We start from the raw sequence: 12939 nt of genomic DNA, 5'->3' as shown, positions 1-12939 counted from the left end.
TTTTCTGTCATGTACACAAATTGGTTAACAAAACTATTTGCAACTTGATGTCTGTTTATCGGACAATTCCCCCATGCGTAAACAAATGTTAGAAGAGCTGGGATTGCTGCCTCGGTGGGAGCGTCGTTCTCTTTCGTCTTCCGTCCAACATGTGGCGGAACCGGAAGTTTCTGAGCAGCCTATATTGCCATCACAAGCCGCGACAGCATCGGCAATTGTGCCGCAGCCTCCTCTGAATGAGGCTGTTATTGCCAAAATGAGCTGGCAGAATTTGCAAGAAATCGTTTCCACTTGTCAGCAGTGCGCATTAGCGGCGGAGCGTACACAGACCGTTTTCGGCGTCGGTGATCGGGAGGCGGACGTTTTTTTGGTGGGGGAAGGACCGGGAAGTGAAGAAGACCGTCAAGGTGAACCATTTGTAGGACCAGCAGGAAAGCTATTGGATGCTATGTTGGCGAGTATTGAACTGCGGCGAGGGCAGGGTGTATATATTGCCAATATTGTTAAATGTCGACCACCGCAAAATCGCAATCCTCAACCAGAAGAAGCGCGGGTTTGTCTTACGTATTTGCGTCGTCAGTTGGCATTGGTCAAGCCGCGGTTGATTGTGGCATTGGGTGGGGTGGCAGCGGCTAACTTGCTGCAAAATGACGTGTCTGTGGGTAAGCTGCGTCAGCGGTTACATGATTATGAAGGCACACCGCTGGTAGTGACTTATCATCCTGCTTATTTGTTGCGTGCTCCTTCCGAAAAACGTAAATCATGGGATGATTTGCGTTTGATTCGACGGCTGATAGCTTCTACTCCATAAAGTGAAAAGATAAGTGCAATGGTCGTGGCGGTTTTTTTCGGCACCACGCTGCCTGATGCTCACCAAATAAAATTATTTTTTAGGTTGTGGCACTATGCGCAAATATGGTTTTTTTGTCTCCCAGCCGTCGGGAAAGCGTACTTTGGCGTCTTCATCAGACAGTGCCGGTATGATAATGACATCATCGCCGTTTTTCCAATTAACTGGCGTCGCCACTTTGTGATTTTCGGTAAGTTGAATGCTATCAATCACTCGCAATACTTCGTCAAAATTACGTCCGGTGCTAGCCGGATAGGTGAGTGTTAGGCGCACTGTTTTTGCAGGGTCAATAATAAACACGGTGCGTACGGTGAGCGTATTGTTGGCGTTTGGGTGAATCATCCCATACAAGTCCGACACTTTGCGGTCAGCGTCGGATACCATGGGAAAATTTACTTCATGTCCTTGTGTTTCATGGATGTCGCGCTCCCACTTTTTTTGTGGGTCAGCCTCATCTACGGACAAGCCCAGCACTTTTACATTGCGTTTGTCAAATTCGTTTTTGAGGCGCGATACTTCACCCAGTTCGGTGGTGCATACCGGCGTGAAGACTTTAGGATGTGAAAATAGTACTCCCCATGAATCGCCTAACCAGCTATGAAAGTTAATCTGTCCGCGAGTACTATTTTGAGTGAAATCAGGGGCTATATCGCCCAACCGAATAGTCATAAAAATCTCCTGTTTATTGATAGTTTAAATTTGATACTGCACTAAGCGATTGTGATTATTATATTATAAAAAAGAATAAAAAAGACAATTGTTATTTAATTAATAAATTATAAGGTCATTCTCCCTTTCATTATTTGTCATTTATGCGTTTGAATAATTAACGTTTTTGTAGCAAAACTATTCGGTTCGTATTAGTGCCTTTGAGTCCGTTGGTAATGCCCCAACAATTTGCTGTTTTCGTGAATTGCTGTTCGTTTACCATGACGCCAAGGCGATTGAAGGGCATGTCCTCTGCTGCCTGCCATACCAGCCGTTCAAGTAGTACTTTGCTCTTGCGCACCTCTCCGACCTCAAAGGCAACATGACCGCCAGGAGATAAAAGCCGAATCTGCTCCTTGAGTACTCGGTGTACCATCGCGGTCCACGCTTTTTCGGTTCGGTGAATATCAATGGCAACGGTTTTTGGGTCAATACCCGAGAACCAGCAACGAAGCCAATTGTCTGTTGCGTATTGCACGATATCCAAAAACGGTGGTGAGGTAACGACGAGATTGATTGAAGCATCTGGGACGTCAATTTCCCATGCGGCCCCGGTTTGTAATTTGTGTAAGACGCGATGAGGAACGCAATTGTCTCGTAGAAGTGATTTTGATTTTTTTAATATCAAGGCGGTAATATCTCGCTCAGGGGGGGTGACGTCCAATTTCTGATTTATTTTGAGTTGTGCTTTTACGGAGACAGCCTGATTGGGCGGCATTGAGCGACCCGAAAAAAAGCCGGGAGAATGACCTGAGAGTCTATTAATTGATACCATTCTAATCCAGTCAACAATGGGGTCAACGTTTGTTGCATGCAGCGGTGCTCGTTCTGCAAGCCATAACCGCAAGGCTTCCAATTTTTTCAATGTCGTAGGGTGGTAGAAGGCAAGTAAATCTTCACGTTCAATCTTACCGCGAGACCAATCAATAGTTTGTAACGTGTCAGAGATTTGCTGCAAAGTGATGGGTGTCAGACGTGGACGAGTCAGCAGAATTGAGAGTGGATTAATGTCGTTACCATAAGCACGTCGCCCCATCAGTGCCGCTTGTACTGGCGTTGTCCCGCGTCCCATGAATGGGTCAAGGACCGCATCACCGGGCTGTGTTAACTTTTGGATGAAAAATTCAGGAAGTTGTGCTTTGAAACAAGCTCGGTAGGAAATTTCGTGAATTGAATGTGATTGCCTTTGCTTTGCGGTCCAGTAACTGTTGATGAAATATGGGATACCATCAATTGTTTCGGTTGCTTTGAATTGACTGGAGTCTGAAAAGGTGATTTCTTTTTTAGAGGCGGAAAAGATTGAATTGGGGCCTTCTTGCGGTGGAAAAGGGGAAAGAGAGGAGCACACGACGTTCAGCGTGTCATTGAGTTTTGGGCACAAATTGTATTTGGTTTTTTCATTATCTCCTATGCTACGGCAGTTGCTTCTGTCATTGCGCCAAGTATTTTTCCATGCATCAGTTACACTTTATTGTACCTTTTTTGTTTGGTTGAAATAGGATCGGAGAGTAACATTTCATATTGTAGTTTGCTTATCTTATTTTATGCACTATCTTTTCGGTCACTTTCTTTCTAAACCGTAATATCGTCGCGCGTCAAGTACAATCCGTTCATGCTTGCTGGCCGATTTTTCATCCACACTGCCAAAGAAACGCCGTCCGAAGCCGAAATTATCAGTCATCGACTGATGTTGCGCGCCGGCTTAGTTCGTCAGCTTGCTAGCGGTATTTATTCATGGTTGCCGGCAGGTTGGCGAGTGGTGAATAAAATTGCCAATATCGTGCGTGAAGAAATGGATGCTGCGGGTGCCGCTGAAATTTTCATGCCTGCGGTGCAGCCGGCGGCGTTGTGGGAAGAATCCGGTCGTTGGCACGCTTATGGTCCAGAATTGTTGCGTTTTGCTGACCGCCATAAGCGTGATTTTTGTTTGGGACCAACCCATGAAGAAGTGGTTACCGATATTGTGCGTGCTTTTGTCTCTGGTCACCGCCAGCTGCCTTTTAATTTATATCAAATTCAAACCAAATTTCGTGATGAAATTCGTCCTCGTTTTGGCATTATGCGGGCGCGTGAGTTTGTGATGAAAGATGCTTATTCCTTTGATGTCGATGAAGATGGTATGCGTGCTAGCTATGAAAGTATGCGCCGCGCCTACTGCCGCATCTTTGATCGTATCGGTTTGCACTATCGTATGGTGGAAGCCGACTCCGGCGCTATCGGTGGTTCAAGTTCGCATGAATTCATGGTGCTTGCCGACTCCGGCGAAGAAGTTATTTTGTACGCCGGAGATTATGCTGCCAATGTGGAGCGTGCTTCTTGTTCGCCACCAACGGGAGAGCGTCCGCCACAGGCTGAGGTAATGCAAAAAGTTCACACACCTGGTGTTAAAACTATTGAGACATTGTCGGCGTTTTTGGCGGATGCTGCTGTGCCTGCGCACCGCAATATAAAAACAATGCTTATCAAAGGCGACAATGGTGCTGCCGCGTTGTTATTGCAAGGTGGACATACATTAAATTTAGTTAAAGCCGAAGCCCAATCAGCTGTCGGAGCTAATGCTGCATTATTGCCGCCGGCCGAAGCCAAAGCGCTAACAGGTGCTGATTTTGGTTCATTGGGACCGGTCAATATGCCGTTGCCGGTTATTGCTGATTATGGTTTGTTGCACAGTGTTGACATGATTTGTGGTGCCAACGAAAATGACTATCACTATACCGGTGTTAATTTTGGTCGCGATTGTCCAGAACCAGTGTTTGCCGATTTGCGCAATGCTGTTGCTGGCGATCCGTCGCCCGACGGTGCGGGGACATTGTCTGCTTGTCGTGGGATTGAAGTTGGGCATATATTTCAATTGGGAGATAAATATTCCCGCTCCATGTCGGCGACAGTAGAATTGCCTGGCGGCGGTACTCAGCCGATTATGATGGGCTGTTACGGTATTGGTGTTACTCGTATTGTCGCCGCCGCTATTGAACAAGGTCACGATGAACAGGGCATTATTTTTCCCGCGGCGATTGCCCCTTTCACAGCGGTGGTAGCACCCATTGGCTGGGGAAAAAGTGCGGCGGTGCGGCAGGCAGCGGAAGCATTGTATGATGATTTACGCGCTGCCGGCGTGGATGTGTTACTGGATAACCGCGATTTGCGTCCTGGTGCGATGTTTGCCGAAATAGATTTACTTGGCATTCCGCACCGGTTGGTTATTGGTGAGCGTGGGCTGGCGGCAGGAGAAGTGGAATACAAATACCGTGCTGCCAAACAAGCCGAGGCGGTGCCGCTGGTAACGGCAGTGGCTTGGTTGAGACAAAAAATTTCACATTCCATCTGATTTTGCCCGGCAAATGGGGAATATAATTGCAAACTATGCGATTTGCTGTGCGCTTGGCGTGGATTGCCGCTATTGTTTGCTTACTGGCGGCGTTGATATATATTGGGCTTAACGCCGCTTTGCAGCGTGAAGAAGGTGCCAAAGTAGTCAGCAGCGCTATTAGCGATAGCTTTCCTGAAATACAAGTGCAGTTTGATTCGGCTAATTTCCGGCTTGGTTGGGACGGTGTTGTGATTCGAGCGCAAAATTTACGCTTGAACAGTAACGATGGTTCTGTTTATGCTCCACAGGCGGACTTTTGGTTGGGAAAAGATAGTTTCACTGTAGTACTAGATAAACCTGATATGATTATTTCTCGCAGTGAGACTGAGCATATTACACCGCCGTTGCCGGTGGTAGGTACTCGCTGGACGGCGTTGGGACGTAACGCTACCATTCGTTGGCAGGATACGATAAACGATATTCATTTGACATTGGTGGACACAGCACTGGAGTTGCATTATGCGAATGATGAATTGCAGATCAATGCCGAAGAAAATAGTTCTCGTCATGTGCAATTGAGTGTTCATTTACAAAGTCTGAGCCGTGTTCGCGGTAGTGTACATGCCAGCGTTGACGATTGGTCGGCGCTTGCTGATTGGCCAGTGCAGTGGTCAGCTGCGAACATTACGCTAGATGCAATATTAAATAACGGTAGCGTGCAGTTGACTGTAATTGGAGATATTAAGCAACTGCAGCATACATTGGTTGCTAGCGAACAGGTGCGCTGGCGTGCGTCTACCCAATGGCCGCAAGAGACGATGCTCGTTACGTTGAACATTTTTGCCAACACGCTTGCTGTTGCGGCGCTGCCTGCGATTCCAGTATTCTCTGCCAGCACCCAAGGCGTTTTGCATTATCACGCCGCCAGTAGTGTTTGGCATTGGGAAAACGGTGAGCTAGATGCTACTAACAACCATGATACGACGCTTCGTGCTACATTAAATTTATCAGGACAGGGCGACTATGTGGGTAGCATGCGAGTGAATGGAGATATTGCTGGATTGCCCGTTACTGCCGCCCAACACTATGTGCCTGCTATCGAAGTCAAAGATTGGTTAAGTTGGGCTGTTAGTGGCGGTACGGTTCGCCATGCGCGCTTTTCAATACGCGGTAACCCGGCGCGGTTTCCTTTTGCTGATAGTGGTGGAGAATTTCTTTTGTCAGCGGCGATTGATGGTGGTCGACTATTGCCGGATGACGATTGGCCGGTAGCGCAAGAATTAAATTTCATGTTAGTTATGAATAATGATGATATTGTCATCAACGGGAAGGGAAGAATTGCCGGATTGGAAATGGACGTGGTTGAGGCTCGTCTGCCCAATATGGTTGCCCAAAAAGCCACGTTGTATCTAGACGTATTGGCGATACCTGAACGATTGGCGCGCTATATCGATGCAGCAAATGATTTCCCACCCGTGCGTGAGCCAGTGCGTGAAGCCTTGCAAGATTTGTCAATTGATGGCGAAGGGCAGTTGTCGCTGGCAGTTGTTGTACCTCTTGCTGTACCAGAAAATGCCACTGCTGTTGCCAAATTGGTGGTGCGGAAAGGGAGGCTGCACAAGGCAGATTTGCCGCCAATGGAACAAGCAATAGGCACTGTCCATATTGATGCGAGCGGTGCCAAAGGTTACTTATTTGGCACACTACTAGGGCATATTATGACGCTGGATTTTTACAATGATACAGTTACGATTTATTCCGTTATCGATGCGCACGCTGCTTTGTCTATCGTTGGTGTTGAAGAAATTCCGGTTAATGGCAGTGTACCGTTTATCTTGCACCAGAATGCACAAGTAACGGTGTTTACCTCTTTTTTGGAAGGGGCCTCTATTGATTTGCCGGCGCCGTTAAAAAAGCGAGCGCAAGAGGTTGCCACGCTGGAAGTAACTTTTGCTAGTAATACCACACAGGCCCGCTTACAATTACGTAACAATACGGTGCAGATGGCTTTTGTTGACGGAATTGATATTGCTATTAATACTCCACAGTTGTCACCGCCGAATGGGGGCATTAATGTACGCGGAGCAATCGCTGAAGTGGATGTAGAAGAATGGCTGAAATTGAGTGGTGGGCAGAGTACTTCGTTGGCAGTTTCTATTACGTTGCACGACACCGAACTGGTCGGCATAAGGCAAAATTCCATAATTATCTATTCGCCTTTTGCCGAAAATGACCACAGGCACGTGGAAATCATTGCCGACAATTTGGCAGGAGACGTGATTTATTCCGATAATTATTTTCGTGCTGATATGTCGCGCTTGTCATTGTCGTCAGATGGGGAAAATACTTTTAATGTAGATTTGCGTGATATGACGGTTTCCATCGTTGTGCAAGAATTAATGGTGAATAATATTTTCCTTGGTCATTTGCGGATTGATGGTACACCTGTGGATGACGGTTCGTGGCATCTTAATACGCTTAATATCGTCAATGGGCCGGCCACGTTAGAAATCACCGGTCAATATGATCATAACAAAACACAAATGGCGCTGACGCTCAATACTGATGATGCTGTGCATTTGCTCAGTATTTTTTCTTTTGTTGACATTATCAGTGAAGGTGCGGTGGATTTACAGGGAATTTTCAATTGGCCGGGTTCGCCACTTAACTTTTCGCTTGCTAATCTGCGTGGTCGTTTGCGCTTGCGGGGCCGCGACTTACGTTATTTAAAATCAGAAACTAGTGTTATTAGCTTGCTTGCCGTGCTGTCGCCACAATCGTTGTTGTCTTTGGGATTTGTGGAATTGGGCAAAGATGGTGTGGCGCTGGACATAATGGATGGAGAAATTGTTTTGGAAGACGGGCAGGCGAATGTTACGGGGCTGTCCATGGAAAATGAAGATATCAGTATTGATATGGTGGGTGGTATTGGTTTGGTTGACAAAACGCTAAATTTACGTGGGCGCGTACGCCCGGGTGCACAACTGTTGAAAGCCAGTTCGTTGGTGTCAATTGGCGCCGGAATTGCCACGGTGCAACCGCTATCATTAGCTGCGGGGTGGTTGTTGGGTAAGGTGTTTGAAAAGCCGCTGTCTGAGATAGGAGCGTACAATTACACGATTATCGGTTCGTGGAATGATCCGTTGTATGAAGAATCCGGTGTGACCTTCAGGCAGCAGGAGGATGCGCAATAGCACCCAACTATGCTAGAATTTTTTTATTTTTGGAGCTTCATCATGAAACAGCATCTTTTATTAATATCCTTGGCGCTTTCTCTTTCTGGGTCAGCGACAAGCGCAGAAGACATCAAAGTGGGCGTTATTTTGGGTTTTACAGGACCTATTGAAACGCTTACCCCGGCTATGGCGGATGCGGCAGAATTGGCATTCAAAGAAGCTTCCCAATCGGGTAAGCTTTTAGATGGTGCCACCATTACGCCGGTGCGCGCCGATTCTACTTGTGTGGATGCGGCGGCAGCGACGGCAGCGATGGAACGGTTGGTTTCTGCTGACAACGTAGTAGCTGTTTATGGTGCCGATTGCTCTGGCGTTACCACGGCAGCGGCTAACAACGTTGCTATTCCTAATGGTGTGGTTATGGTGTCGCCGTCGGCTACGTCACCGGCATTATCTAGTATTGACGACAATGGTTATTTTTTTCGCACGGCGCCTTCTGACGCGCGGCAGGGCGAAGTGTTGGCCAAAGTGGTGATGGGACGAGGTATCAAAAATGTTGCCATTACTTATACTAACAGTGATTATGGTAAGGGGTTGTCGGAATCTTTCAGCAGCGCTTACAAAGCGTTGGGTGGCAATATTTCTGCTGTTGCCGCGCACGAGGACGGCAAAGCCGATTATGCGGCGGAGGTTGGTGCTTTGTCCGCTGCCGGTGGTGAAGCATTGGTAGTTTTTGGTTATCTGGACCAAGGCGGCAAAGGTATCGTATCGGCAGCGCTAGACACAGGTGGTTTTGATAAATTTATTTTTGCTGACGGTATGATTGGTCAGTCTATTATTGACGCTATTGGCAAGCCATTGGAAGGTTCGTTTGGTACGTTGCCCGGCGGTGATGGACCCAATGCAGAAAAGTTTTTGCAATACGCTACACAGGCGGGTTTTGACGGTGACGGACCTTTTCGTGCTTCTTCTTACGATGCGGGTGCTTTGCTGGTACTGGCTATGCAGGCGGCGGGCAATGCTGAGCGTGCATCTATTCAAAGCAACATGATGAACGTAGCTAACGCTCCTGGTGTCAAAATTCGCCCCGGTGAAATTGCTAAAGGATTGGAAGTTTTAGCTGGAGGTGGTGATGTGGATTATGTCGGCGCCACAGAAGTGGAATTTAATGACGTTGGCGAAGTTTTTGGTACTTATAAGGAAGTAGAAGTTAAAAGCGGTAAATTTGAGACTATCAACACACACTGATTGTCTCTATTTTATGCTTCAAAGTGAGGCGGTGATGGATGGTGATTTGTTTACGTCTAACACTGCTGACATGTTGTACATTCCCGGTGTCGCGTTGGCGGCAAACAATGCGGCTCGTAACGCACCGATGGCATAGTTGGTGCGGCTAGTGGAGCGATGCACAATTTCTAATTGTTCACCGTTGCCTGCAAAAATAGCACGATGTTCGCCCACAATGTCGCCGCCGCGTACTACCGAAAAACCAATTTCGTGTTCCTTGCGACTGTATTCTCGACCATGCCGGTCGTGAACTGCAGCAGTGGAAAAATCCACACCAGTGGTACGTGCTAGTAATTCGCCCATGTACAGAGCGGTTCCCGATGGCGCGTCCTTTTTGTTCCGGTGGTGTGTCTCAAATACTTCCATGTCATAGCCACCGCCTAAAGCACCGGCTTGCAATAATTTAGCGGCATGTTCAGCCAATTCAAACAAGGCATTTACCCCCACGCTCATATTGGGTGCCAGCACTATGGCGATAGAGCTTGATAACTCGTGTAGGCGTAATTTTTCTGCTTCTGTGAAACCGGTGGTGCCAATGACTGATGCGACACCATGTTGTTCGCAAAGTGTGGTCAATTGTAATGAGGCCGCTGGCACGGTGAAATCAATTAACGCATCCAAGTGATGTTCTTTCATGTTGTCGGCGGTGGTGATAAATATTCCATCCGCTGCGGTTTCTCCTAGTCTTGGGTGTTGTGGGGATTCGTACGTCGCTACCAACGTCGTTCTTGGGTCAGCGCATACGGCGGCGATAATTTCTTGTCCCATGCGCCCTCCGCTGCCAGCTACGCCGATGCGTATCATGGTCATTGTTCGGCAGACTCAGAATCAATCGGTTCAGTAAGTTCAATTGGATTTTTTGTGACTAAGTGATTAATGGCATCTAGTTTGCCATTTTTAAATTCTAATTCCACGCCCAGCGACTCTGTTTTGGGTAAAAAACCAGCAATACGCCGTTGATAGTAATAAATCCACGAATCGCTTTCAAATACGGAAGGTACTCTGCTTTTTCCCAGAATAGCGATAATTTCGCTTTGTGTCATACCAAGACTGAGTTGCGAAATTTTGTCTGGTAGAGTATCGCTACCTTGGCGAATTTCACTCTTGTACGAACAAGAGGACAGAAAAACAGCAATAACAACGACAATCGCGCATCGTTTTTTTTGAATAAATAACATTATTAGTGGAAAATGCAATAAAATGATTGAAAATCATTCTAACATGGACAGCCTTAGTATTTTGCAAAGTATTCACCTTAAGCCGACTGCCGGACGTGTTTCCGTGCTGGAGGCGTTAGATGGCGGCGCTTGCTTGTCAGCACAAGACATTATTGCCAGTTTGTCTGGAATTGCTCGCCCTGGTGCCGCAACCATCTATCGTGCTTTAACGGCGTTGTGCGAAGCGGGTGTAGTTAAGCGCGTTCCCACCGATAATTCATCGCTTTACGTACTGGCATCGCATTCCACACATCCACAACTGATTTGTTCGCGTTGTGGCAAGGTAGAAGAAATTCACTCTCCTGAAATGGTACGCTACAACGCTACACTGATGAAAAATAGAGGTGTCAAAAACGACAGTGCTTTGCTAATGGTAGCAGACTGTAAGCGCAAAGAATGCGACAGTTAACGCGCTTGGGAGTGTTATTAGTTGCCGTTCTAATTTCTCAGGTGGTACAGGCAGCAGACGGATTAGTTTTATTGCGAGATTTTTTGCGAGAAACACCATCCGCACGTTTGGATTTTCACCAGACGGCGCTGGATGAAAAGGGTAATGTGCTCACCGAAAGTGGCGGGCGGTTATGGTATGAGCGACCAGCAAAATTTCGCATGGAATATGACAAACCAGAAGAGCTACTTTTGGTTTCCGATGGCGAGACGGCGTGGATATATGAGCCGGATTTACAACAGGCCACCACGCAGCCGGCAGCGACGCTAATCGGTGATTCAGTGTTGTTCGGTGTGCTTTCAGGAGGCGATTGGGAAGCACTACAGACTGATTATGTGCTTACTGCTGGGCTGGGTGGCGATTGGCGCTGGGCTATCGCTGAGGCTAAAGATGACAGTCAGACTGTACGGCGGTGGCGGTTGGCATTTAGTGCCAACGATGGACAACTGCGACAAGTGGAAATTACCGATTCTTTTGGTGGCATAGCTCGGCTTGACGTGTTGTCGCTGACGCAGGAAAGTGCTGTTTTTACTTTCACGCCGCCGCCAGGGGTGGATGTGGTGCGTGGTCAATAACTTGACAGCGATGCCGCCTTTGGCCGAGCGCTTGCGTCCGCAAGCAATGGCGGATTGGTGCGGGCAATCTCATTTACTGACGGCAGGCACACCTTTGGCGACGGTGTTGGAAGGAAAAGCGCTTCTGTATTCTATGGTGTTGTGGGGACCGCCGGGATGTGGGAAAACTACATTGGCGCGCATTTTGGCACGAAAATCGAATGCTCATTGGTTTGCTCTTTCTGCCGTTACTACAGGGTTGCGTGAAGTGCGCGCAGTCATTAGTGATGCTCAGGCGCTAGCAGAATCGGCGGACACGCGCCAGCGTGTGCTGTTTGTGGACGAGGTGCATCACTTTAATAAAACCCAGCAGGATGCTTTTTTGCCTCACGTAGAATCGGGATTGTTTGTGCTCATTGGCGCGACAACGGAAAATCCCTCTTTTGAACTCAACCGTGCTTTGTTGTCGCGGTTGGTAGTACATGCGTTCAAGCCATTAAACGAGGAGGCCTTGCACATCATTGCTCAGCGAGCGGCAGCGCAGTTGAATTGTGATTTGGATGACGAAGCGACGGCAAGCTTGGTAGCACTTGCTGATGGCGATGCTCGTCGCTTGCTTAATGTATTGGAGCAAGCTGCAGTAACTATTTCAGGCGAAACGGTGACGGCGGCAACGATAGCGGCGGCAGCGGGTACTGCAAGGAGGCAGTTTGACAAGGGCGGGGACCATTTTTACGACCAAATTTCGGCGCTTCATAAGTCGGTGCGTGGTTCCGATCCAGATGCAGCACTATACTGGTTGTGTCGTATGTTGGATGGCGGCGCTGATCCGCGCTATATCGCACGACGCCTGATTCGCATAGCTTCCGAAGATATTGGTTTGGCTGATCCTCGTGCTTTGTCTTTGACATTGGCTGCCGATGATGTTTATCGCCGATTGGGTTCTCCCGAGGGTGAACTGGCATTAGCGCAGGCGGTGGTGTATCTGGCTTGTGTGTCAAAAAGCGACGCGGTTTACCGCGCTTTTGGCAAAATGTTGGAGCATGTTCGCACCGATGGTTCAAGGTCAGTGCCTTTGCACTTACGTAATGCGCCAACGGCGCTGATGAAATCTATGGGGCATGGCAGTGGCTATCGTCATGCACATAACGAAGATGATGCCTATGCCGCTGGTGAGCATTATTTTCCTGAAAATATGCGCCCATTGCGACTGTACCATCCTGTTGATCGAGGACTGGAAATTAAGATTCATGCCCGCTTGGAGGAATTGCGGCGGCGAGATAAGAAAGGTAAATAGGACAGTGCTGATTGGTCAGGTTGAAGGTTCAACGTCTACAAATAAGAGACTGCTACATATCGGTTGAATACCTGCCGAAAAGGCATAAAAAA

General features: G+C 47.8%; 11 protein-coding genes. 7 read left to right on the top strand and 4 right to left on the bottom strand.

What is annotated here, in order from left to right:
* Positions 1–73 precede the first annotated feature (73 nt).
* Positions 74–811, top strand: coding sequence for a uracil-DNA glycosylase (locus tag NQX30_03405; GenBank protein MDM5147417.1), 738 nt, complete (start codon positions 74–76; stop codon positions 809–811).
* 72 nt (positions 812–883) lie between these two features.
* Here NQX30_03405 and NQX30_03400 read toward each other — a convergent pair whose 3' ends face one another.
* Together NQX30_03400 and NQX30_03395 are read right to left on the bottom strand one after the other, a co-directional pair.
* On the bottom strand, positions 884–1519 hold the full coding sequence (locus NQX30_03400) for a peroxiredoxin (protein MDM5147416.1): 636 nt from the start codon (positions 1517–1519) through the stop codon (positions 884–886).
* A 157-nt stretch (positions 1520–1676) separates the two neighbouring features.
* A complete protein-coding gene (locus NQX30_03395; protein ID MDM5147415.1) occupies positions 1677–2834 on the bottom strand; it encodes a site-specific DNA-methyltransferase in 1158 nt (385 codons plus the stop codon).
* 336 nt (positions 2835–3170) lie between these two features.
* Between NQX30_03395 and NQX30_03390 the strand changes: the two genes are divergently transcribed.
* The 3 genes from NQX30_03390 to NQX30_03380 are packed head-to-tail and all read left to right on the top strand — an operon-like array spanning position 3171 to position 9292.
* Entirely contained in the window at positions 3171–4886 is a 1716-nt protein-coding gene (locus NQX30_03390) for a proline--tRNA ligase (GenBank protein ID MDM5147414.1), read from the top strand.
* 35 nt (positions 4887–4921) lie between these two features.
* Complete coding sequence (locus NQX30_03385; GenBank protein ID MDM5147413.1) at positions 4922–8062, top strand: hypothetical protein; 3141 nt, start codon at positions 4922–4924, stop codon at positions 8060–8062.
* A 42-nt stretch (positions 8063–8104) separates the two neighbouring features.
* The gene (locus NQX30_03380; GenBank protein MDM5147412.1) at positions 8105–9292 is read left to right on the top strand and encodes an ABC transporter substrate-binding protein; all 1188 of its coding nucleotides are present in this window, start codon (positions 8105–8107) and stop codon (positions 9290–9292) included.
* 18 nt (positions 9293–9310) lie between these two features.
* On the opposite strand, the gene dapB is transcribed toward NQX30_03380, so the two are convergent.
* Together dapB and NQX30_03370 are read right to left on the bottom strand one after the other, a co-directional pair.
* Positions 9311–10141, bottom strand: a complete 831-nt coding sequence (gene dapB / locus NQX30_03375) for a 4-hydroxy-tetrahydrodipicolinate reductase (protein ID MDM5147411.1) — start codon at positions 10139–10141, stop codon at positions 9311–9313.
* The gene (locus NQX30_03370; protein ID MDM5147410.1) at positions 10138–10509 is read right to left on the bottom strand and encodes an outer membrane protein assembly factor BamE; all 372 of its coding nucleotides are present in this window, start codon (positions 10507–10509) and stop codon (positions 10138–10140) included. The genes dapB and NQX30_03370 overlap by 4 nt, the downstream gene beginning before the upstream one ends.
* A gap of 22 nt (positions 10510–10531) precedes the next feature.
* Here NQX30_03370 and NQX30_03365 point away from each other — a divergent pair, with 22 nt between their 5' ends.
* The 3 genes from NQX30_03365 to NQX30_03355 are packed head-to-tail and all read left to right on the top strand — an operon-like array spanning position 10532 to position 12847.
* Positions 10532–10957 carry a transcriptional repressor gene (locus tag NQX30_03365; protein ID MDM5147409.1) on the top strand — a complete coding sequence of 142 codons (426 nt, stop codon included), beginning with the start codon at positions 10532–10534 and terminating at the stop codon, positions 10955–10957.
* Positions 10945–11571: an outer membrane lipoprotein chaperone LolA gene (gene lolA / locus NQX30_03360; protein MDM5147408.1), complete on the top strand. Its 627-nt coding sequence runs from the start codon at positions 10945–10947 to the stop codon at positions 11569–11571. Before NQX30_03365 ends, lolA begins: the two co-directional genes overlap by 13 nt.
* On the top strand, positions 11552–12847 hold the full coding sequence (locus NQX30_03355) for a replication-associated recombination protein A (GenBank protein MDM5147407.1): 1296 nt from the start codon (positions 11552–11554) through the stop codon (positions 12845–12847). Before lolA ends, NQX30_03355 begins: the two co-directional genes overlap by 20 nt.
* Positions 12848–12939: the final 92 nt, after the last annotated feature.

The organism is Candidatus Persebacteraceae bacterium Df01 (assembly GCA_030386295.1).
Classification (GTDB): Bacteria; Pseudomonadota; Gammaproteobacteria; order Tethybacterales; family Persebacteraceae; genus Doriopsillibacter; species Doriopsillibacter californiensis.
This window is presented reverse-complemented; position numbering and strand designations above follow the sequence as displayed.